This window comes from Polaromonas sp. P1_E11 (assembly GCF_056405995.1).
In genome coordinates this window covers 1,128,755-1,151,292 of sequence record NZ_JBFUBA010000001.1, presented here as the reverse complement: position 1 = coordinate 1,151,292, position 22,538 = coordinate 1,128,755, and the positions used below count along the sequence as shown (strand labels likewise).

At 63.3% G+C, this 22,538-nt stretch carries 19 protein-coding genes; 10 read left to right on the top strand and 9 right to left on the bottom strand.

The genetic code is table 11. The features are described from left to right. The first annotated feature begins 61 nt into the window (after window positions 1–61). The 3 genes from AC1D11_RS05610 (at window position 62) to AC1D11_RS05600 (ending at window position 3,708) form a co-directional block, all read left to right on the top strand. The gene (locus tag AC1D11_RS05610) at window positions 62–1,030 is read left to right on the top strand and encodes a Bug family tripartite tricarboxylate transporter substrate binding protein (RefSeq protein ID WP_477648015.1); all 969 of its coding nucleotides are present in this window, start codon (window positions 62–64) and stop codon (window positions 1,028–1,030) included. Window positions 1,031–1,149: 119 nt separating this feature from the next. Further along, window positions 1,150–2,760: a gamma-glutamyltransferase family protein gene (locus AC1D11_RS05605; protein ID WP_477648014.1), complete on the top strand. Its 1,611-nt coding sequence runs from the start codon at window positions 1,150–1,152 to the stop codon at window positions 2,758–2,760. A 78-nt stretch (window positions 2,761–2,838) separates the two neighbouring features. Then, window positions 2,839–3,708 (top strand): DMT family transporter, encoded by an 870-nt coding sequence (locus tag AC1D11_RS05600; RefSeq protein ID WP_477648067.1) that lies wholly within the window; start codon window positions 2,839–2,841, stop codon window positions 3,706–3,708. 144 nt (window positions 3,709–3,852) lie between these two features. Here AC1D11_RS05600 and AC1D11_RS05595 read toward each other — a convergent pair whose 3' ends face one another. After that, entirely contained in the window at window positions 3,853–4,914 is a 1,062-nt protein-coding gene (locus tag AC1D11_RS05595) for a M48 family metalloprotease (RefSeq protein WP_477648013.1), read from the bottom strand. 24 nt (window positions 4,915–4,938) lie between these two features. Next, entirely contained in the window at window positions 4,939–5,508 is a 570-nt protein-coding gene (locus AC1D11_RS05590; protein WP_477651430.1) for an SH3 domain-containing protein, read from the bottom strand. Between the two features lie 70 nt (window positions 5,509–5,578). On the opposite strand from AC1D11_RS05590, the gene AC1D11_RS05585 reads away from it, so the two are divergent. Both AC1D11_RS05585 and AC1D11_RS05580 read left to right on the top strand, forming a co-directional pair. Beyond that, window positions 5,579–6,373, top strand: coding sequence for an SDR family oxidoreductase (locus tag AC1D11_RS05585; protein ID WP_477648011.1), 795 nt, complete (start codon window positions 5,579–5,581; stop codon window positions 6,371–6,373). Between the two features lie 17 nt (window positions 6,374–6,390). Then, on the top strand, window positions 6,391–6,765 hold the full coding sequence (locus AC1D11_RS05580; protein ID WP_477648010.1) for a hypothetical protein: 375 nt from the start codon (window positions 6,391–6,393) through the stop codon (window positions 6,763–6,765). A gap of 39 nt (window positions 6,766–6,804) precedes the next feature. On the opposite strand, the gene AC1D11_RS05575 is transcribed toward AC1D11_RS05580, so the two are convergent. From AC1D11_RS05575 to AC1D11_RS05565, 3 genes are all read right to left on the bottom strand, one after another. Continuing rightward, complete coding sequence (locus AC1D11_RS05575; protein ID WP_477651429.1) at window positions 6,805–8,808, bottom strand: AAA family ATPase; 2,004 nt, start codon at window positions 8,806–8,808, stop codon at window positions 6,805–6,807. A 1-nt stretch (window position 8,809) separates the two neighbouring features. Beyond that, window positions 8,810–9,046 (bottom strand): hypothetical protein, encoded by a 237-nt coding sequence (locus AC1D11_RS05570; protein ID WP_477648008.1) that lies wholly within the window; start codon window positions 9,044–9,046, stop codon window positions 8,810–8,812. Window positions 9,047–9,384: 338 nt separating this feature from the next. After that, a complete protein-coding gene (locus AC1D11_RS05565; protein ID WP_477650949.1) occupies window positions 9,385–10,284 on the bottom strand; it encodes a DMT family transporter in 900 nt (299 codons plus the stop codon). A 140-nt stretch (window positions 10,285–10,424) separates the two neighbouring features. On the opposite strand from AC1D11_RS05565, the gene AC1D11_RS05560 reads away from it, so the two are divergent. The 4 genes from AC1D11_RS05560 to AC1D11_RS05545 all read left to right on the top strand — a co-directional run bounded on the left by AC1D11_RS05560 (window position 10,425) and on the right by AC1D11_RS05545 (window position 15,508). Beyond that, a complete protein-coding gene (locus AC1D11_RS05560) occupies window positions 10,425–11,420 on the top strand; it encodes a quinone oxidoreductase family protein (protein WP_477651428.1) in 996 nt (331 codons plus the stop codon). A 113-nt stretch (window positions 11,421–11,533) separates the two neighbouring features. Continuing rightward, complete coding sequence (locus AC1D11_RS05555; protein WP_477648005.1) at window positions 11,534–12,967, top strand: DUF1800 domain-containing protein; 1,434 nt, start codon at window positions 11,534–11,536, stop codon at window positions 12,965–12,967. Between the two features lie 122 nt (window positions 12,968–13,089). After that, window positions 13,090–14,457: a DUF1501 domain-containing protein gene (locus tag AC1D11_RS05550; RefSeq protein WP_477650947.1), complete on the top strand. Its 1,368-nt coding sequence runs from the start codon at window positions 13,090–13,092 to the stop codon at window positions 14,455–14,457. 229 nt (window positions 14,458–14,686) lie between these two features. Beyond that, window positions 14,687–15,508: an NUDIX hydrolase gene (locus AC1D11_RS05545; protein WP_477648003.1), complete on the top strand. Its 822-nt coding sequence runs from the start codon at window positions 14,687–14,689 to the stop codon at window positions 15,506–15,508. Here the strand turns inward: AC1D11_RS05545 and AC1D11_RS05540 are convergent. The 4 genes from AC1D11_RS05540 to AC1D11_RS05525 form a co-directional block, all read right to left on the bottom strand. Next, window positions 15,505–17,163: a Na/Pi cotransporter family protein gene (locus tag AC1D11_RS05540; RefSeq protein WP_477648002.1), complete on the bottom strand. Its 1,659-nt coding sequence runs from the start codon at window positions 17,161–17,163 to the stop codon at window positions 15,505–15,507. The two genes, AC1D11_RS05545 and AC1D11_RS05540, sit on opposite strands and share 4 nt — an antisense overlap. Window positions 17,164–17,219: 56 nt before the next feature. Beyond that, window positions 17,220–17,720 (bottom strand): signal peptidase II, encoded by a 501-nt coding sequence (gene lspA, locus AC1D11_RS05535; protein ID WP_477648001.1) that lies wholly within the window; start codon window positions 17,718–17,720, stop codon window positions 17,220–17,222. Then, complete coding sequence (gene ileS, locus AC1D11_RS05530; protein ID WP_477648000.1) at window positions 17,720–20,539, bottom strand: isoleucine--tRNA ligase; 2,820 nt, start codon at window positions 20,537–20,539, stop codon at window positions 17,720–17,722. The genes lspA and ileS overlap by 1 nt, the downstream gene beginning before the upstream one ends. A 123-nt stretch (window positions 20,540–20,662) precedes the next feature. Continuing rightward, window positions 20,663–21,673: a bifunctional riboflavin kinase/FAD synthetase gene (locus AC1D11_RS05525; RefSeq protein WP_477647999.1), complete on the bottom strand. Its 1,011-nt coding sequence runs from the start codon at window positions 21,671–21,673 to the stop codon at window positions 20,663–20,665. 162 nt (window positions 21,674–21,835) lie between these two features. Between AC1D11_RS05525 and AC1D11_RS05520 the strand changes: the two genes are divergently transcribed. Further along, complete coding sequence (locus tag AC1D11_RS05520; protein WP_477647998.1) at window positions 21,836–22,393, top strand: HNH endonuclease; 558 nt, start codon at window positions 21,836–21,838, stop codon at window positions 22,391–22,393. Window positions 22,394–22,538: the final 145 nt, after the last annotated feature.

The window sequence follows — 22,538 nt, the reverse complement described above, 5'->3', positions numbered from 1 at the left end:
TGCCTTTTGTTTTGCCTGTTTGCTACATAGTCGGCGCCCAAAATCGTTGCACAATGGCCAGATGAAACGTAGACATATTATTTCCCTGGCTGCGGCTTCCGCCGTGACTTTCGCGGGCCCTGCCGTGGCCCAGAACTACCCATCCAAACCCATTCGCATGATCGTGCCGTTTCCGGCAGGCGGCGCGACGGACATCCTGGCACGGGCCCTGTCGCAAAAACTGGGCGAGAAAATTGGCCAGACGGTCGTGGTCGAAAACCGGCCGGGCGCCGGTGGCACGATAGGGGCAGATGCGGCGTCCAAATCTGCGCCGGACGGTTACACGCTGCTGCTGGCCACATCCAGCACCCACAGCATCGGGCCGGCCATCAATCCGCGGATTCCCTACAACGCAGAAACCGACTTCACGCCGATTGCCTATGTGGCCAGTTCGCCCAACGTGGTGCTGGTCCCCAATACATCGCCAGCAAAAACCATGGATGAATTCATCGACCATGCGCGCAAAAATCCCGGGCGCCTGAACTATGCGTCCAGCGGTAACGGCACCATCATCCACCTGACCAGCGAGTACTTCAAGGCCCAATCGGGGACCTTCATCCTGCACATCCCTTACCGCGGTACGGCGCTGGCCATGCCGGACCTGATCAGCGGCAAGATCGACGTGCTGTTCGACTCCTTCGTCACCGGCATGCCGCACGTGAAAGACGGAAAGCTGTGGGTCCTTGCGGTCACCAGCCTCAAACGCACGGCGCTCGCTCCCGATCTGCCGGCGGTGGCGGAGACCCTGCCGGGGTTTGAGTCAGTCACCTGGTTCGGGGTGTACGGCCCGAAAGGCATGCCGCCAGACCTGGCAGGCAAGGTCAATCAGGCCGTGAACGCAGCCCTGGCCGACGCTGACGTGAAAGACCGCTTCGCCCGGCTGGGCGCCGAACCCACAGGCGGCACGCCGCAGGCCTTTGCGGCCATGGTGAAGACGGACACGGCCAAGTGGAAGAAAATCATTGTCGAGCGGAAAATCAGCGCCGATTAGTGCCTTTCACCGCATCGCTCCCCCTGGTCATGGCGATACCGGTCAGTTTGACTTCCCCGCCTGCGGTTGCGCGCCATGACCGCCGGCATCCATTCTTCCTTGCCTCCAACAGGTGACCCATGAAGTTCAACTACAGCAACCCCTACACCTCCACCCGCCTGCCGCTGTTTGCCCGCAACGTTGTTTCGACTTCGCACCCGTTGGGTGCGCAGGCCGGTTTGCGCATGCTGCTCAAGGGCGGCAATGCGGTAGATGCCGCGATCGCTGCCGCAGCCGCCATGACCATCGTCGAGCCTGTCAGCAATGGCCTGGGCAGCGATGCTTTCTGCATCCTCTGGGACGGCAAGGAACTGCATGGGCTCAATGCCTCGGGCCGCGCGCCGCAAAGCTGGACGCCGGACTACTTCAAACGCAAATACGGCAGCGATGCGCAGACGCCGCCCAAGCGCGGCATGGATTCCGTGAGTGTGCCGGGCGCGGTGGCCGGCTGGGTGGCCTTGAGCGAGCGTTTCGGGAAGCTGCCGTTCGCCGACCTGATGGAGCCCGCGATTGAAATTGCCGAGCGCGGCTATTTGTTGCCGCCCGTGGTGCAGCAGAAGTGGGCGGCCGCTACGGAGGAGTTGAAGTCGCAGCCGGGCTTTGCGCAATCTTTTCTGCCCTGGGGCCGCGCGCCGAATGTCGGTGAACTGTTCCAGTTCAAGGCTGCGGCCAAAGCATTGCGGTCGATTGCGCAAACCAAGGGCGCGGCGTATTACGGCGGCGCCATTGCCCAGGCCATCGAAAAATTCTCCGCACAAAACGGCGGCAGCATCACCGCCAAAGACTTTGAAAGCTACAAGCCGGAATGGGTCAAGCCCATCGGCAAGGATTACCGCGGCTACACCCTCCACGAGATCCCGCCCAACGGGCAGGGCATTGCGGCGCTGATTGCGCTGGGCATCCTCGATAAATTCGACGTGGCCGGGCTGCCGGTTGACGGCGTGGATTCGCAGCATCTGCAGATCGAAGCCATGAAGCTGGCGTTTGCCGACATTTACCAATACGTGGCCGAGCCTTCGTCAATGGAGGTGACGGCCGAGCAAATGCTCGATGACGCGTATCTCGCATCCCGTGCCAAACTCATCGACATGAAAAAGGCGCAGGACTTCGGTGCGGGCAACCCTGTCAAGGGCGGCACGATCTACCTGACGGCAGCCGATGAAAACGGCATGATGGTGAGCTTCATCCAGAGCAACTACATGGGTTTCGGTTCGGGCTGCGTCGAGCCCGAGTTCGGCATCAGCCTGCAGAACCGTGGGCATGCCTTCAGCCTGCAACCGGGCGCCAACCAGGTCGCACCGGGCAAGCGGCCTTTCCACACCATCATTCCGGCCTTCCTCAGCAAGGACGGCCAGCCGGTGATGAGCTACGGCGTGATGGGCGCGAACATGCAGCCGCAGGGCCACATGCAGACACTGGTGCGCATGCTGGACTACGGCCAGGGCCCACAGGTGGCTTGCGATGCACCGCGCTGGCGCTACAACGCCGGCCTTGAGATCAATGTGGAGGCCACGATGGACCCGGGCACGGTGCAGGGCCTTGCCGATCGCGGCCACCGCATGGAAGTTATCAACGACTCCTACCAGGACTTCGGCGCCGGCCAGTTCATCTGGCGCGCCGGCAACCCCAAGGTCGAGGGCTATGTGGCGGCGAGTGATCCGCGCCGCGACGGTCAGGCCGTGGGTTTTTAAGAAGCGACCTTGAGCGATAAATCTGATAAAAACAGGCCGCCAGATCAGGCAGGACGGGCGCAAGCAGCTACAAAAAGCATAGCGCCCGGCTTGCTGCTCGCCACTTTCGGAGCGATTGCCTTCAGCGGTAAAGCCATCATCGTCAAGCTGGCCTATCGCTACGGAGTCGACGCCGTCACGCTGATCATGTACCGCATGCTGTTTGCCCTGCCGATCTTCGCCGTGATGGCGTGGTGGGCCAGCCGGGGCAAGGCCCCGCTGACGCGCAAGGACTGGCTGGGTGTGCTCTGGCTGGGCTTCACGGGCTACTACCTCGCCAGTTTCCTGGACTTCGCCGGCCTCGCATTCATCAGTGCGTCGCTGGAACGGCTGATCCTCTACCTCAATCCCACGCTGGTCTTGCTGCTGGGCCTGGTGATGTACAAGCGCCGAGTTGGTGCGCTGCAAATCATCGGCATGGCCATCAGCTATTGCGGCGTGGTGCTGGTGTTCGGCCACGAGATCACGCTGCAGGGCGCGGACGCTGCCTGGGGTGCGCTGCTGGTGTTCCTGAGCGCGGTGAGCTATGCGCTCTATCTGGTTTACAGCGGTGAGATGGTCAGGCGGCTCGGCTCATTGCGTCTGGTGGGGCTGGCTACCACCGTGGCCTGCCTGTGCTGCCTGCTGCAGTTTGTATTGCTGCGGCCCCTGAGTGCGGCGGCCGTGGCGCCGGAGGTGATCTGGCTGTCGCTGCTCAATGCCACGTTGTGTACGGCCGTACCGGTGCTGATGGTGATGATGGCCATCGAGCGCATCGGCGCCGGCATGGCCGCACAGACTGGCATGGTGGGGCCGATGTCCACGATCCTGATGGGCGTGCTGATTCTGGGTGAGCCGTTTACGGTCTGGGTGGCGGCGGGGACGGTCTTGGTCATCGCCGGAATATTCGTCTTCACCAGAACCAGATAGCCCCCACGGTCGCTCACTTCGTGTAGCCTGCGGCTTCTCCCTGCCCCTTTCATTACCCAGGGGCCGCTGCGCCGGCGGTCTGGCAAGGCCAGTCCCGCGGCCCCGGTTGGTGAAGAAAGGCCGCCGTCGCAGGCCCGTTACGTCCTAGTTCGTTTTCTTGCCGGTGGTGCGCGTGGGTGCGGGTGCCTGCGCCGTAGGCCGGCGGTTCGAAGCGCTCATTCGCTGCGCTACCGTGACGGACGGCTGGCCCGCGTAAGCATCGAGCCGGTTACCCATGGCCTGCTCAAGCTGGTTCAGGCGAACCTGTGCCGGGGGATGGGTACTGAGCGACAGGGCAAATAGCGCATCGTCCGGCGCGGCGCTGCGCAGTTGCTGCAGCACCGCCACCAGGCCGTAGGGATCGAACCCTGCGCGCGCGGCGAGAGCCACGCCGGTACGGTCGGCGTCAAACTCGTCCTGCTGGTCCAGGCCCTTGGTGTACATGTTCTTGCCCAGTGCCAGCAACTGCGATGACACCAGGCCGCCCAGGTCGCTCTTTAGCTGAGAGCTGATCACCTGCGTCAGAAGGCCGGCGCGTGCCGCTTTGTTCATGGCGATCAGGTGGTGCTTGGCTGTGACATGGGTAATTTCATGGGCCAGTATGCCGGCCAGTTCGCTTTCGTCCGCCACGCGGTCCATCAGGCCCTTGGTGACGAAGACATAACCGCCTGGTGTGGCAAATGCGTTGAAGCCGGGGTCGTCGAGGATGGCGAAGGTCCAGGGCAGGTCGGGCCGCGATGACTGCAGGCTGATCCAGCGGCCCAGCTGGTTGATATAACGCTGCGCGGCCACGTCAGGGTAGAGCGGTTTGCTGCCCAGCAGCACGGCGGCCAGTTGCTGGCCGATCTGGATTTCACGTGGCTCGTCAATCTGATCCAGCGACTGTGACAACAGCTGGAACAGGTCGCCACCCTGGGCGGCCTGCTGCCCGCCTGGTGTAAGGCTGGCGCCCAGCAATGCGCCGGCCAGGCCGGCGGCGGAATTGGGTTGCGCGGGTGCGGGCTGCGCCGGCTGGTTCGGGCGTATCAGTGACTGGAACAGGCCGCCCAGCGCTTTACCTGCATCCTGGGCATGGGCGCCCAGGGGGAGTGAGCCGGCCAGCAGGGTCAATGCAAAAACTGCATGGCGTGCGGGCGTTGCCAGTGTTTGGAGGATGTGAAGATTCATTGCGGTGCCTCTTGTCTTGTTTTTTCAGCCGCCGTATTGTTCGGTTCTGGCGCTGGGTGCGGCAGCCGGCGGTGCGGGTGTGGGCAGGGGATCGACCTGCCGGACGTTCAGAGCGGCACCGCCCGCGAACTGCCGGGCTTGCGCAGCGTTTGCACGGTTGGCGTCGGCTTGCGCCACGGCCGCCAGGTTGGGAACGGCATTGGCCAGGTCTTCCGCACCCAGGCCGCGAATGCCGACGGTGGATGTGGCAACTGCGCCGCCCGGCGCCTGTGCGCTGCCTTTGTTGAAAAAGCTCGAGAGGCTGCGCAGTGCACCGGTGCCGGCACCGGCCTGTGAGCTGGGGGCCGTGATGTCAAACATGTGCACCCAGCCGCTGGTGCCGTCTGCTGTGCGGACCTTGATCCACGCGCCGCTGCGTTCACCCAGCCGGGTCACTGAAGTTTGTACCGGTAGCGGCGCCAGACTGCGGGCGGATTCCCCCGGGCCTTCACGCAATTGGGCTGCGCGCTTGATCAATACGGCTTCGCCTTGAGGCTGGGCCTGTGCCACCGCACTGAAAACCAGCAGCGATGTGAGCAGGGGAACGATAACCATCCCCGCCTGTATTTTGTATTTACTCAGTATCATGAGCCGCTCTCCCCCGTGGTTGTAATGAGGAATTATTATGGATTTGGGTATTGCAGGCAAATGGGCGCTGGTCTGCGGCGCAAGCAAAGGTTTGGGTCTGGGTTGCGCCGAGGCGCTGGTGCGCGAAGGCGTCAATGTGATGATCGTGGCGCGCGGCGAGGAAACGCTGAAGGCCGCGGCTGAAAAACTGAAGGCGGATAAGGGCAAACCCGCGGGTGCGAGCGTCCAGTACGTCGCCGCCGACATCACCACACCCGAAGGCCGGGCCGCGGTGTTCGCGCTGCGCAAGTACTTCGACATCGTGGTGACCAATGCCGGCGGCCCGCCGCCCGGTGACTTCCGCGACTGGGACCGTGACGCCTGGCTTAAGGCGGTCGACGCCAACATGCTGACTCCCATCGAGCTCATCAAGGCCACGGTCGACGGCATGGCGGCACGCGGCTTCGGGCGCATCGTCAATATCACTTCCAGTTCGGTCAAGTCGCCCATCGACATCCTGGGCCTGTCCAACGGCGCGCGCAGCGGCCTGACCGGTTTTGTGGCCGGCGTGGCACGCACCAAACTCGCGGCGCAAGGCGTGACCATCAACAACCTGCTGCCGGGCGCCTTCGATACCGACCGCCTGCGCGGCACCATGAGCGGCGCGGCGCAAAAAACCGGTCAACCTCTTGAGGCCATCATGGATGCGCGCCGAAAGAACATCCCGGCCCAGCGCTTCGGCACGCCCGAGGAGTTCGGCGCCATCTGCGCCTTCCTGTGCAGCACGCATGCCGCCTACATGACGGGGCAGAACGTGCTGGCCGACGGCGGGGCTTATCCGGGTACTTATTGAGCACCAGGCGCTTGCCCTTGAGCCTGGACTACCTCCAATTCGACTACGCCGAGGGCAGTGACGGCACGGGCACGCTGGAAGCCATGGCCTCCACATGGCCGGACCAGGTGCTGGCCGTCCATGCTGAAGCCGTCCAGGTATTGACATGGGCCCACGCGGAATTCCCCGGGCGGCGCGGCCCGCTTGAGGACGGCTTTGACTGGGACTACGACCTGCATGGCATGCAGGAGCTGACGGCGCCCGAGGCCTTGCACTATGACGAGGCGGCGCATCGCCTGAAGGTGGAAGCCGGCACGCCCGGCAAGCCGCGGCACACGCTGACCTTGTCGTTCAGCGGGACCGCGGAATTTTGCGATGCCTTCAGGCGGCACTTCGGCCTGGACCTGGATTGAGTGCCGCCAGCACTCAAGTCAGCCTTAACGTTCAGGCAATCATTCAAGCGCAGGTTCGACAGCCTCCACAGCAGTAGCACTAACCCGCTGCATCAGCCCGTGTTGCAGGCTGAACAGCTGGAGCTGCTCGGCATAAGGCATGAGCGTCCTCTCTTCCGTCGCGATGCCCACGCCCAGCAGGCCGGCCATCTTCTCCTTGCTCACCTGGCCGTGCGCCAGCAGCTCTTCCACGATGCGCAGCAGCAGGGCCGAATCGGCCTTGAGCAGCGCCTGCGCTCGTGCATAGGCCTGCGCGAGCAGGGCCTCGATCTCGGCGTTGGTCGGTTCAACGTCGGTGTTGAGGTTTTCCTCGGTGCTGTCGGTCACATCGGTGCGGCTCAGCCGGTTGCTGAATCCGAAGTGGCGCACAAAGCGCGCGGCCAGAGCCGTGGCGTTCTTGAAGTCACTTTCGCTGCCCGTGGTGCAGGCGTCTTCGCCAAACACCAGCGCTTCGGCGGCGCGGCCGGCCAGGCCCACGCAGATGCGGTCCAGGCAGCTTTGCCGCGACTCGGCTTTCAGGCGAACATAGCTGTTGTAGCCGCCTTCGAAAGAGGCTACGTTGATCTTCACCTCCTGCGGTGCATGGCCGAACAGCCGGCCGTAGGCCAGGCCGTGGCCGGCCTCGTGCACGGCCAGCAAGGCCCGAAAGTCGGGGCTGGCGCGCTGCTTGAGCTGGTTCAGGTCCAGCGGCACGGGGTAGGCGACGCTCCCGCCTCCGCACTCGCCATGGCTGACGTGCAGGGATTGCGTGGCGGCGTCCAGCCTCACATGCAGCGTGGTGTCCGCCGGCACATCATGCTCAAACGCCCACAGCACGGCACTCACCAGCGGCGCGCTCAGAATGGCGTGAATCGACGAGAACAGCGGGCGTGTGCCTTGGGCGGGGAAGACTGCGTTCGCATAAATGCCCTCATACACCGATTCATGCAGGTCAAAAAACAGCCCCGCACTCGCTTGCATTTCACCAACGTACCTGGCACAGGTGCTGCGGATCAGCCGCTCGTACGTGGCCTGGCTCAACGAAGGGTAGATCACGTGGTTGTTCCCCAGCCGGGCGATCTGCTCGGGCTTGAAGCGCTCTCCCAGTGCCTTCTTGACGTCAATGACCGACAGCTTTTTCGTCAGTGTGTGAAAGATGTCTGCGTCGGTGTCGCAGTCTTCCACGCGTTTGGCGGTGCCCTCATACATCTCGTCGAGGTTGCCCGAGACGATGATGAGCAGGCGGCTGTAATCCGTTTCCCACGAGTCGGTTGATGCCCTGAACGCCAGCATGCGCTCCTGCAGTTGCTGGGGTGTCCAGGTCATCACCTCCTGTAGCGGTTCCTTGAGCTTGAGGCTTTGCTTGAACTCCTGGGCCTGGTAGGGCGAGAGGGCGAATTTCAGTTTTTTGGGCTGGACGCCGTTCTTTGCGGGCTTTTCATCAGCCTGTTCCTCGCGTTCGTGGTCGTACAGCGAAAAAGCCAGGGACGATTCCAATTCCTGCAGAAAAGACAGCGACGGCGGCAGGCGCCCGTCGGACAGAAGCTGCCACACGTCCTGGTAACGTTTGACGGCGACCTCGTCGCCCTTTTCGTTGATGGTGCGAAAGCGCTGGAATTCATCCAGCACCAGAATGCCCGGCTCGCTCTCGGCAACGGCGGATTCCGACAGCATGCCGCTGATGGAGTCGGCGCTGCGCCAGCTGCTGCCGTTGCTGAAGCCGTCCATCTGCACTTCGACAAAACGGTCGTAAAAGCCCAGCTTCTGCGCCAGGCGGCGCGTGAGCTGGGTCTTGCCGGTGCCGGTCAGTCCCCACAGGCACACGATCACCGGCCGGCGAATGATGTGCGGCAGCACATACCAGGCGCGGATCGACTCGATCACCCGGTCGATGATGTCGTCAATACCGAACAGCTCGGTCTTCAGTTCTGCGGCGACCAGGGCCAGGTGGGCGCTGCGCTCGCGCATGAGCTCGGGCGGCACGCGGGCTGCGGCCACCGTCTCGGTTGTCATATCGTTTTTCATGTCAGTCAGTCAAATTTCGGAGGGCTTTTTGCAAAGCCACGGTTTCAGCACGGCGATGGGCGCCGTTGCTGCGAATATGTTTGCCCGCGCCGGACGTGATGGCACGCTGGGCGAGGGCCTGCACCACGGGATTGCGCGGGGCGGGCAGTGGCAATGTCAAGGCAAGCGGCTGCTTCATGCGCCGCAAATGCTTGACCTTGCCGTCGGCAAAGTCACGGGAAAAAGTTTTGGCACTCATGTGCACGCTCCAGAAAGCAAAAAACCCCGGCGAAAAAATCAGCCTGGGGTTCGCGGAGCGCGCTTCACACGTGAAGGCGCGGCACCGACTGCCCGCAGGGCTGGGTATGGTGGGCACCACATCCAGCCGGGGGCAGTGGAGGGTGCGTCAGGTGTGAGTGAACAAAGTCATGGGTCTTGAGGGCTTCAAGGGTGGCTGCACAAGGTCATTCGTTGCGCAGTGGCTCAAAGCAAGGAACGGATTTTGAAGAGCCCGCGCGGGCTTGGCAAGTTTTATGCAGCGTTTTTTCGCAATGTGTTGTGAAAATCAAACCGCCGTTGCGTTCATTGCTGCGCGATTCAGCGCCGCGACGACACCACGATGCCACCCACGATCAGCACAAAAGCCAGCGCGTGGTAGAGATGCGGCAACTCACCGAGAAAGGCCGCCGACAGCAGCGCAGCGAACAGCGGCGTGAGGTTGGAAAAAAAGCCCGCAATCGCCGGCCCTACACGCTGCACACCCATGCCCCAGCAGCGGTAGGCAATGACTGCAGGCCCCACCGCCACATACACCAGGGCCAGGGCCAACGGCCAGCCCCATTGGATATGCGCGTCGGTCAACGCCCATTCACCGGCGGCAAACGCGCCCGACCAGGCCAGCCCGAACACGATTTGCGCGAGCAGGAAGGCTGCCCAGTCGTGGCGGATTTCCGCCGGCTCTTTGGGTTGCGACAGCAGCCAGCTGTAAAACGCCCAGGCCAGCGTGGCCAACAGCACGTAAAGGTCGCCGGGCACCAGTTGCACCTGCATGAGCAATTCCCACTGGCCACGCGACAGCACCACCAGCACGCCGGCAATCGACAGCACGGCACCGGCGATCTGTCGCTTCGACACAGCCTGGCCAAAAAACAGCGCCCCCACAATCAGCATCCAGATCGGCACGCTGGACGCCACCAGCGTCACGTTGAGCGGCGCGGAGGTTTTCAGCGCCAGATACTGCAAGGCGTTATAGCAACCCACACCCAGCAGGCCCAGCACCGCGAAACGTTTCCAGTGAGGCCACAGGCTGCTGCCCGGTTTGAGCAGGTGCCAGGCCAGCGGCAACAGGATCACGAAGGCCAGGGCCCAGCGCAGGAAGTTGAGCGTCATGGGCGGCACCAGGCCAGTGACGAGGCGGCCGACGACGGCGTTGCCGGCCCAGAGCACGGGAGGGACCACCAGCAGCGTGGCGGTGGCGGGCGTAAGGCGTTGGGTCATGACGGGGACTTTATCAAGCACGATGGTTTTCCTCTCGCCGTACGGGGTTCAACCCTCGGCGCCTGCGGCCCATTTCGATTCATGGCACCATGGCAGCCACCCTTTTTCTTTCTCCATCTGCAACCTTTGCAAGGAAATCCATGGCCTCCATCACCTCCAAAGCCGTACGCATCAACCAGCACGGCGGACCTGAAGAACTCACACTGGTAGACGTGACGGTAGGCGACCCCGGCCCGGGCGAAATACGTATCCGTCACAAGGCCGTTGGCTTGAACTACATCGACGTGTACCAACGCAGCGGTGTCTACCCGCTTGCCATGCCGCTTCAGCTGGGCATGGAGGCTTCCGGCATCGTCGAGGCCGTTGGTGAGGGTGTGACCCACCTGAAAGCGGGTGACCGCGCGGCCTATGCCAGCCAGCCGCCCGGCAGCTACTGTGAAGTGCGCGTGATGCCGGCCAGGTGCGTGTGCAAGCTGCCCGACGCGATCTCGTTTGAAACCGGCGCGGCCATGATGCTCAAGGGCCTGACCACGCAGTACCTGCTGCGCCGCACGCAACCGCAGGGCGGCTTGCAGGCCGGCGACCATGTGCTGTTTCACGCGGCCGCCGGTGGCGTGGGCCTGATCGCTTGCCAGTGGGCCAAAGCTCTGGGCCTGCAACTCATAGGTACTGCCGGTTCCGATGAAAAATGCGCGCTGGCCCTGTCGCAGGGGGCAGCCTTCGCCATCAATTACACGAAAGAAGACTTCGTGGCCCGCGTCAAGGAGATCACCGGTGGCAAGGGCGTGAAGGCGGTGTACGACTCAGTCGGCAAGGACACCTTCCTCAAGTCACTGGACTGCCTGCGCCCCTTTGGTCTGCTGGCCAACTTTGGCAATGCCTCGGGCAAGACGCCGCCGCTGGACCTCGGCCTGCTGGCTGCCAAGGGCTCGCTCTACGTTTCACGGCCGACGCTCTTTACCCACATTGCGACGCGTGAGACCACACAGGAAATGGCGGACGAGCTGTTCGCCATGGTCACCAGCGGAAAGGTCCACATCCCCATAGACCAGCGCTTTGCGCTGGCGGATGTGGCCGAGGCGCACCGCGCTCTCGAAGCGCGCAAGACCACGGGCTGCACCATCCTGACGCTGTAACCACCGGCCCTGGGGCGGTAAACCTGTGTAAAGCCACGGGCGGCATTCAACGCAAGGCGTGGCGGATGCGTTACAAGGGGCGAGGGCCTGTTAACAGACCCCAGGAGAACATGATGCCCCCAGCGATCACCCAGGCCGGCATGCTCGCGGCCTTCCTGGCTTGCCTCGCCGCCCCGGCGGCGCAGGCGCAGGCCGATGCCGTGCCGCCGCCGGCCAAGCTTGCCGCCACATGGCGCGCCGCTTCGCGCCTGGGGTATGCGCCCACGCCGGCCTCGACGCAGGCCGCCGCGGCCTCACCCCGCGCCTGGGCGTTGCAGCAGCTGGATGTGGCCTATGCCGCAAGCCTGCGGCCTCCCAACCTTCCCGCCGAACTTGCCGGCATCAACGCACCGCTGAGTGACATTGCGCGCAGCTTCCAGGCCGAGCGGGAGGCGCGCAAGACCGCGCGCGAAACGCCCAAGCCCGGTATGGCCGCCGCGGCCGACACAGGCGGGGAAAAGTTCAGCCGCGAGATGGCCCAGGGCGCGGCCGCCTGGCGGCTGATGTCCTGCAGCGATCCGGCCCTGGAAAATCCGCTGCTGGCCCGGATGACCGAGTTCTGGTTCAACCACCTTAACGTGTTCGTCGGCAAGGGCCCGGTGCGCCCCTTTGTCGGTCACTACGAAATCAATGTGATTCGCGCCAACGCCCTGGGCCGTTTTGAAGACTTGTTGCTGGCCAGCGCCAGGCACCCGGCCATGCTGTTTTACCTGGACCAGGCGCAGAGCAACAGCCGCGGCCTCAATGAAAACTACGCGCGCGAGCTGATGGAGTTGCACACCCTGGGCGTGAACAGCGGCTACACGCAAAAAGACGTGCACGAACTGGCCCGCATTCTCACCGGCTGGACGGTGAACCTCAAGGACGGCGAGGGTTTTCGTTTTGCCGAGCGCCTGCACGACAAGGAAGGCAAGGTCCTGCTGGGCCGTACGTTCGGCAGCGAGGGCGTTGCGGAAGGCGAGGAAGCCATTCGCTACCTGGCACGTCGGCCCGAGACGGCACGGCGTGTGTCTATCCGGCTGGCCAGTTTTTTCGTGGCCGACAAACCCTCTGCCGCGCTGGTCAACCGGCTGGCGACTGCCTTCACGGCTACCCAGGGCGACATCCGCGCGGTGATGCGCGCCCTGATCGAGTCACCGGAGTTCTGGGCGCAAGACAACCAGTTGTTTAAAACCCCGCTGGACTTTGCCTGTTCGGCGCTCACTGCGGCCGGGGGCGTCAAGGAGCGCCGCGACGTCGTGCAAACCCTGGGCTTCCTGGCGCAGGCCGGCCAGCCCATGCATGGCTGGCAAACGCCCGACGGCTATAAAACCGATGCAGGTACCTGGCTTGCGCCTGAGGCTTTGACGCGCCGCGCCGATTACGCCATGGGCCTGGCCCAGCGCACAGCTGAGCCGTCTTACCTCAACGCCTTTTTCAGCATTGCGACGCGCGAGCGCATCGCGCAGGAACCCGCGCAGATGCGCACCGGCCTGATGCTGGCCAGCCCCGACTTCATGCGCAAATAATTCCATGTCCAAATCAAACGTGCACTTTGTCGGCCCGCCTTGCCGTGCTGTAGCACTGTCTGCGGCGGGCCTTCGCGTTCACGCTTGATTTGGACATGGAATATGCCGCAACAAGGACTCCTATGAACTCCATTTTTTCTTCATCGGCGAATCTGCAGCAACGCCGCCGGCTGCTGGGCCTGGGCGCGCTGTCCGCCTTGTCGCTGGCAGCGCCCGGCGTGTGGGCGCAAGCCTTGCCCGCAAGCCGGTCAAGCCTGGATGGCGGGCGCCTCGTCGTCGTCTTCCTGCGCGGCGCGTATGACGGCCTGTCGGCCTTTGTGCCCTACGCCGACAAGGACTACTACGCTTTGCGCCCCAACATCGCGATTGCGGCGCCCGACGGCACGGCGCAAACCGCCTTGAAGCTCGACAGGACTTTTGCCCTGCATCCCGCGCTGGCCCCGCTGCTGCCGCTGTGGCAGCAAGGTGTTCTGGGTTTTGTGCCCGCGGCCGGCCTGCCCGCGCCCAACCGTTCGCATTTCGATGCGCAGTACCAGATGGAGATTGCGCAGGGCGGCAAGACCAGCAGCGCACCGGGATGGCTCAACACCACAGCGGGCCTGGGTAAAGCCGCTGCATCGGGCGCCGCCGCTCTCGGCGTGGGCGAGGCCAACCCTGCCATCCTGGGCGGGCAGGCGGCCGTCAGGTTGATTCCACGCGGCCAGTCGGCCGAACGCACCGGCGTGCTGGCCAACGACAGAACCCGCCAGGCGCTGATGGACCTGTATGCCGGTGATGACAAGATCAGCGAAGCCTTCCGCCAGGGTGCGGGTAGCCGCATGCAGAGTGCGCAGGAGCTCACGGAGCAGAAAAATGCCAGGACCGAGAAAATGGCGGAAGACAGCAGGCGCATGGCAGACAAGCGCCTGGACCGCGATGGCACGCCTGGCAATCCGCAGGCGCTGAACGCGCAAATGCAGGCGGCCAGCAACGGCGCGGCCGACCCGGTGGGCCTGCAACTCGACGCGCAGCACCTGGGCACGCTGATGCGCAACGACCGCAAACTGCGCCTCGGCTTTTTGTCGGCCGGCGGTTGGGACACCCATGCCAACCAGGGCGCTGCCACCGGCCAGCTGGCCAACAACCTCGGCAACCTGGCGCGCGGCATCGCGCAGCTGCGCCAGGATTTTTCCGAACCCGGCGATGTTGTCGTGGTGATGAGCGAATTCGGGCGCACCAGCGCCGAAAACGGCACACGCGGCACCGACCACGGCTTTGGCAACGCCATGTGGCTCATGGGCAACCGTGTCGCCGGCGGACGCTGGCATGGCCAATGGACGGGCCTGGCCCAACTCAACGAAGGCCGCGACCTGCCGGCGCACCACGATTACCGCGCGGTGCTGGCCCAGGTGCTGCGGAGGACTTTTGCGTTTGGTGATGCGCAGCTGGCTGATGTATTGCCGGGAGCCAGGTGGGACAAGCGCCTGGACGGTTTGTTCGTCAAGGCTTGACCCTGCAGGCCGGGATTTAAGGATTTTGCCGTTCCGCCCAATAAGGACGTGCGCAAGCAGCTATTAAATTAATAGCAAATAAACTTCCGGAAGGTGATGCATTGTGTTTTACCGCAAGGCTTGCAGCGCCGGTGGGTACGGGCGAAGTAAACTGCTCAGCAGAATCCCGGCTGAGCCTGCTGCCCCCCGGTCTTTTGCATATCCACGGCCTGCCTGGCCCCAAGGACGCATGATGATGCCGCCTGCTTTTGATGCCCAATGGCTGCAAGCCCTGCGCGCCGGAGCGATCCAGCCACCGCTGCGCCCACGTGTGCCGCTGTGGGCCGGTGAATCGGTAATCGGCTCGGTAGAACCCGGCTTCTTCCACAAGCTGGCCCTCCACACCATGACCGACGGCGACCATCCGCTGCTCAAGGAAGAGCGCCCCTCAACCTTGGGCTGGCGCGTGATGGGTGACGTCACGACCAGCCTGAACAAAATCGCGGTGGCGCTGCATGAAGCGGGCCTCGCCGGTGCCTGGCGCGACGAGCAGCTCGCGGTGCCCGACCAGTTCGGCCACCGCAAGGGCACGGTGGAGCGCGCGGCTGTGCGGCCGCTGGGCATCACCACGCTGGCGGTGCACCTGGTGGGGCAGTCACCTGACGGGCGCTTCTGGGTGCAGCAGCGTGCTTTCAACAAATCGAATGATCCGGGCCTGTGGGACACGCTGATGGGCGGCATGGTGTCGGCGGCCGATACGGTGGAAACCGCGCTCGTGCGCGAGACCTGGGAAGAGGCCGGCCTGCACACGGCCGCGCTGCAGGCTATGCGCTACGGCGGGCGCCTGGCGGCGCGGCGGCCGGCCACCGACGGCAACGGCGCGGGTTATGTGGTGGAGGACATCGACTGGTATGTCTGCACCGTACCTGAGGGCATGGTGCCCGACAACCAGGACGGCGAGGTCGAGCAGTTTCGCCTGATGGAGGCCGGGGACTTGCTCGAGGCCATGCAGCGCGGCGAATTCACGGCCGAAGCGACGCTGATTCTTTCAGGCGCCATGGGCCTTACTTAGACCTGGTCGGTCAGCGCCGGCTGGCGCAAGCGGTTGGGGGCCAGTGCGCCCGCCGAATCCAGGATCGGGTAGGCGATCGAGCAGATGTGCGAGTTGATGCGCTTGAGTTCGCTGATCAGGTCAATGTGCAGTGAGCTGGTTTCCAGGCTTTGCACCGTATTGGCCGACAGGCGGCCCAGGTGGGTCGTGGCATAGGCACGTTCCAGGTCGCGGAAACGGGCTTTTTCTTCCAGCAGCTTTTGCGCGTCGCGCACCGTGCCGTTGAGGAACACGCTCATGCCCAGGCGCAGGTTGGCCACCAGGCGCTCGTGCAGTTCGACGATTTCAGCCATGCCGGCGTCCGAGAAGTTGCGGCCCGGCTTGATCTTCTTGTCTTCGATGTCGATCAGCACACGCTCGATGATGTCGCCGATCTGCTCCATGTTGATGGTGAAGCTGATGATGTCGGTCCAGCGGCGGCTTTCTTCCTCGGCCAGCGCTTCGCGTGAAATCTTGGTGAGGTAGTACTTGATCGACGAATACAGCTCGTCGACGGCATCGTCCATCTTGCGCAGGTCTTCGGCCAGCTTGAGGTCGTTCTTCTGGATGACTGCCAGCACGCCCAGCAGCATGGTTTCCACCACGTCGGCCTGGTGCAGCGCTTCGCGGGCCGCGCAGGAAATGGCCAGGGACGGCGTGGCCAGCGCGGAAGGGTCGAGATGATGGGGGCGGCCGCCGGCCTTGTTTTTGTCGGGCTTGGGCAGCAGTTTTTCCACCCAGCGCGCGATCACCTGCGTCCAACCGATGAACATGGCGCCCACCACCACGTTGAACGTGAGGTGGAACAGGACGACCACGGTGGCCGCTTCGCCGAGGTAGGGGCGCACGTGGCGCAGCCACAGGCCGATGAAGGGTGCCGCGACGACGATACCCAAGAGCTTGAAGAAGAGGTTGCCCAGCGGCACCTGCCGCACTTCAACGGCCGAGCGCAGTGTGGTCAGCACCGCCAGCAGCCCGCTGCCGAGGTTGGCGCCCAAGACCAGGCCCAGCGCCACGTCGATGGGAATGACGGCCGAGGCGGCCAGCGTGGCCGTGAGCAACACGATCGCCAAGCTGGAATACGACACCACGGCCAGGAAGGCGCCGGCGGTGATTTCGAGCAGCAGGTCGCTGCTGAGGGAGCCCAGCAGGGCTTTCACGGCCGGTGCCTGGGTCAGAACTTCGGTGGAAGCCGTGACCAGCCGCAAGGCCAGCAGCATCAGGCCCAGGCCGATCAGCACCCGGCCAAAGCGGCCGACATTGGTGTCCTGCCGCGAGATGAACAGCACGACGCCGACAAAGATAAAGAGCGGCGACAGCCAGGACAGGTCAAAAGAGAACACCACGGCCATCAGGCTGGTGCCGATGTCCGCGCCCAGCATGACAGCCAGCGCCAGCGGCAGGGTGACCAGGCCTTGCCCGACAAATGACGAAACGATAAGGGAGGTGGCGGTGCTGGACTGCACCAGGGCCGTCACCCCGATGCCCGAGACGGCCGCCGCCAGCCGGTTGCTGATGCTGACCGCCAGCACGTGGCGCAGATTGGCACCAAACACCCGCAGGATGCCGGTACGAACGAGATGGGTGCCCCACACGAGCAGCGCAATGGCTGCCAAAAGATTCAACAAATGCTTCATAAGGTCGGAACCACTATACCCTTGAACCGGGTGGCTGCAAGCGGTTTGGCCCCGGTTTATCGGGTACGCCGAACCCGGAGCAGCTCATCCAGGATGAGGCAAACCGCGCCAACGGTGATGGCGGCATCGGCGATATTGAACGATGGAAAATACCAGCCGTGCCAGTGGAACTGCAGGAAATCCACTACGTAGCCATGCAGGGTGCGGTCAACCACGTTGCCGACCGCGCCGCCCAGGACGCAGGCCAGCGCGAAGGAAAACAGCTTTTGCCCGGCATGCGAGCGCAGCATCCACACAATAAAGAGCGCCGCGGCAACGCCGATGGCGGTGAAGAACCAGCGCTGCCAGCCCGACGCTTCCGCCAGGAAAGAAAACGCCGCACCGGTGTTGTGCACCCGTACGACATTAAAAAAGCTGGTCACGTAGGTGGTGTCGCCCAGGCGGTAATAGCCGAGGATCAATACTTTGGTGAACTGGTCAGCGATCAGGATCAGCAGTGCCAGGCCCAGCCAGGGGAGCATGCTGCCCGGTGATTTGATGAAGGTCGTTTTGGGCATCAGGCGAACTTCCTGTCTTCACCGGCACCGTACAGGTTGCTGGTGCAACGACCGCAAATGGTCGGGTGGGCCGGGTCGTGGCCCACGTCGCTCCGGTAATGCCAGCAGCGCTCGCACTTGATATCAGAACTGGCTGTAACCCGCGTTGAAACTGCGCCAGCAGCTATCAAATCGATAGCCGACGTGATGAAGACAAATTTGAGATCTTCACCGAGCGAGGCCAGCAGCACATGGTCTTCAGCTGCCACTTCCAGCGCGACGTTGGCTTGCAGCGAAGAGCCTACCTTGCCATCGGTGCGCAGGGCTTCGATGTCCTTGTTGACTGCGTCGCGGATTTCGCGGATGCGCGACCACTTGGCAAGCAGCGCGGCGTCGGGCGCAGGAAACTCGGCATACGTTTCCATGAAGATGGACTCGGACTGCCCGAACACCTTCCAGGCCTCTTCCGCCGTGAAGCTGAGGAAAGGCGCCATCCAGCGCAGCATGGCGTGCGTGATCTGCCAGAGCGCAGTTTGCGCGCTGCGGCGGGCCAGCGATTTGGGGCCGGTGGTGTAGAGCCGGTCTTTCAGGATGTCGAGATAGAAAGAGCCCAGGTCTTCGCTGCAATAGATCTGCAGCTTGGAAACCACCGGGTGAAATTCATACACCTCGTAGTGCGCCAGGATGTCCGCCTGCAGCTGCGACGCGCGGCTGAGCGCGTAGCGGTCGATTTCCAGCATCTGCTCAAACGGCACGGCGTCTTTTGCCGGGTCGAAGTCGCTCACGTTGGCCATCAAAAAGCGCAGCGTGTTGCGGATGCGGCGGTAGGCGTCCACCACACGGGCGAGGATCTTGTCGTCGCCGGCGATGTCACCCGAGTAGTCGCTCGACGCCACCCAGAGGCGGATGATCTCGGCGCCCAGTTTCTCGCTGGTCTTTTGCGGATCGACGCCGTTGCCGAGCGACTTGCTCATCTTGCGGCCCTGGCTATCGACGGTAAAGCCGTGCGTCAGCAAGCCTTTGTACGGCGCGCGGTCGTACATCGCGCAAGCCGTCAGCAGCGAGGAGTGAAACCAGCCGCGATGCTGGTCGTGGCCTTCGAGATAGAGGTCGGCCGGCCAGGTGGACTGCGCTTTGTGGCTGTTTTTCAGCACGGTAAAGTGCGTCGTACCCGAGTCGAACCAGACATCGAGGATGTCGTTGCTTTTTGTATAGAACGGAGCGTCGTCGCCGATCAGCGATTCGGCCGTGGCCTTGCTCCAGGCTTCAATGCCTCCTTCGGCCACCATGGCGGCGGCGGTGTCCATCAGCTCCATGGTGCGCGGGTGCAGCTCGCCGGTGGCGGTGTGGATGAAGAAGGGCAGGGGCACGCCCCAGTTGCGCTGGCGGCTGATGCACCAGTCGGGCCGGCCGGCGATCATGTCGCGCAGGCGCACCTTGCCGTTCTCGGGATAGAAGCTGGTTTGTTCGATGGCGTCCAATGCCAGCTTTCGCAGCGTCTGCGGTGCTTTGTCTTTGGTGAATACGCCTTCACCCTCGTCCATGCGGATGAACCACTGTGCCGCGGCGCGATAGATCACCGGCGACTTGTGGCGCCAGCAATGGGGATAGCTGTGGCTGATGGTTTCAGTGGCGAACAGGCGGCCGCTTTCGCGCAGCTTGTCGATGACGAGGGGCGCAGCCTTCCAGATGTTCAGGCCGCCGAAGAGAGGCAATTCGTCGACGTAGCGCCCGTTGCCCTGGACCGGATTCAGGATGTCGTCCACGGCGATGCCGTTGGCGATGCAGGAGTTGAAATCCTCCACGCCATAGGCGGGCGACGAATGCACGATACCCGTGCCGTCGTCGGCGGTGGCGTAGTCGGCCAGGAACACCGGGCTGAAACGTTGGTAGCCGGGGTCAACGTCGTAGAAAGGATGCTCGAAGTTGATTTTCGCGAGGTTTTCGCCTTTGGTGACGGCGATGACGCGTCCTTCCAGCTGATAGCGCTCCAGGCATTTGTCGACCAGCACCGATGCCAGCACCAGGAGCCCGCGCTCGGTGTCCACCAGCGAGTATTCGAGTTCGGGGTTCAGGTTCAGCGCCTGGTTGGCGGGGATGGTCCACGCGGTCGTCGTCCAGATGACGGCGAAGGCGTCTTTGCGCAGAGAGGCCTGGCCGAAAGCCAGTGCCAGTTTCTGCGGCTCGGCGCACTTGAAGCCGACGTCCAGCGTCTGCGATTTCTTGTCGGCGTATTCGATCTCGAATTCGGCGAGGGACGAGCCGCAGTCAAAGCACCAGTACACGGGTTTAAGGCCCCGGTAGACAAAGCCGCGCTCCATGATGCGCTTGAGCGCGCGGATCTCGTCGGCCTCATTCGCCGGGTTCATTGTCAGGTAGGGGTTGTCCCATTCGCCGAGCACGCCCAGGCGCTTGAAGTCTTCTTTTTGCAGTGCGATCTGTTCGGTGGCGTAGGCACGGCTTTTCGCCTGCACTTCATCGCGGCTCAGGTTGCGGCCAAAGGTTTTTTCGATCTGATTCTCGATTGGAAGGCCGTGACAATCCCAGCCCGGCACATAAATCGCGTCCATGCCCTTGAGTTGGCGGGCCTTGACGATCATGTCCTTGAGGATCTTGTTGACGGCGTGTCCCATATGGATCTGGCCATTGGCATAGGGTGGGCCGTCGTGCAGCACGAACTTCGGCTTGCCGGCGCGCACGTCGCGCAGCTTTTTGTAGATGCCTTTTTCGTCCCACTCTTTTGTCCAGCCGGCTTCGCGCTTGGGCAGGTCGCCACGCATGGGAAAGGGGGTGTCGGGCAGGTTCAGGGTGCTGCGGTAATCGGTTTTGGTGTCGGACATGGGATGCTCTTGGAATGCTTTTGTTAGGCGGCCTGAAAAAAGGCCGGGCCGCCGGAAATACGGTGGGGAAGTAAGCCGCTCGCCAGTGGAAGGCAAAGCGAGGGCCAGAGGCGACGAGATCGTCTAAATTCGGTCGCGCGTGGTCTGGCGGCTGGTTTCCGTGTGCATGGAGGCAAAAAAAGCCCGCGCCTCATCGCAGTCCTTGGAGATGCCTGTTTTCAGGCTGTCCAGGCTGTCGTACTTCAGTTCGTCGTGCAGTTTGTGCAGCAGTTCCACACGGATGATTTTACCGTATGCCCCCTCGGGGCCCAGGCTGGCCGGCCATTCGAGGCAGTGGGTCTCCAGGAGCACGCGCCCGCCGTTGATGTCGGCAGGGTCCAGCGAGGGCCGGATCCCCAGGTTGGCTACGCCGGGAATGGGCTGATCGGCCAGGCCAAACACCTGCACCGCAAAAATCCCGCTGGCCGCTGGTTTCCAGTGCGAAAACCGTAAATTGAGTGTCCGAAAACCCAGGTCGCGACCCAGTTTGCGGCCATGCACCACGTGGCCGGAGATGCTGTAAGGCCGCCCGAGCAGGCTGGCGACGCGGTCCATCCGGCCTTCGGCCAGCGCCTCCCGCACTGCGGAGCTGGACACCCGAAGGCCGCGCACCTCGTAGCTGTTCATGCGGGCCACGTCAAAGCCCAGGCGGTCGCCAGCGGCGTCCAGCATGGCGTAGTCGCCCACCCGTTTGGCGCCAAAGCGGAAGTCGTCGCCCACCAGCACGTATTGCACGCCCAGGCCTTTGATCAGCACATCTTCAATAAACGATTCGGCGGGCTGGGATGCCAGCGCGGCGTTGAAGGGCAGAACCACACACTGATCGATCCCGCAGCGAGCCAGTTCAGTGAGTTTGTCGCGCAATGTGGCAATGCGCGCAGGCGCCAGTTCGGGCTTGCGGGCCACACCTGCGAAGTAGTCACGCGGATGGGGCTCGAAGCTCATGACGCAGCTGGGAACCCCGCGGTGCTGCGCCTCATTTTTCAGCAGCGCCAGCATGGCCTGGTGGCCGCGGTGCACACCATCGAAATTGCCGATGGTCAGGGCGCATTGCGCCGCCAGCTGGGGATGGTGGTAGCCGCGGAAAATTTTCATGGGGGCAATTATCGTTTTTATAGCGCTGGAGGCCGTCTCAACGGGGCTTCAAAGTGGTTTATGGGGGATTTGAACCTGTTTGCCATGATTTCACTGTATATTGATACACAGTCAGCCGAACGCCGTGTTTCCATGCGTCATCCACCATGATGGAGGTTCGTTTTGAAGGTCTTGAAGCTCTCAGCCCAGGGATTGCCGCAATCCTGGATCAGCCTTGAACAAGCCGTGTTGCATTACGCGGCTGACGAGGTGCGCTGGGAGATGGGCGCGCGGGTCGTCACCTTCCATGGCGGGCACAACGCCATCACGGGCGAGCAGTCCGTCATCACCGTCAACAGCATCATCGGCACCAAGGGCGTGCCCAACATCAACCCGTTTGACCTGAAACCGGGCCTGACCAACGGCAAACTTTTCGCCCGTGACCGCAATGTGTGCGCCTACTGCGGCGGTCATTTCCATGAGGAAGACCTGACGCGTGAGCACATCATTCCGTTTGCCCAAAAAGGCATAGACACCTGGATGAACGTGGTGACCGCCTGCCGCGCCTGCAACCACCGCAAAAGCAGCCGCACGCCCGAACAGGCCCACATGCCGCTGCTTTACACGCCTTATGTGCCCAGCCTCTGGGAAGACTTCATCCTGCGCAACCGCCGCATCCTGGCGGACCAGATGGAGTTTTTGATGGCGCATATTCCGAAGACGTCACGCCTGCACGCGTGACGCCTTCCATCCCCTCACGCCTGCACGCGTAACTCTCCTGATAGCGCGCGCGCGGCAGGGCCAAGGCCACCGCGGAACCGGCTTCGCCGGGCCGCTGGTGGCGCCCCCTTGAGGGGGAGGCGGCCGCAGGCCGCATCGGGGGTGA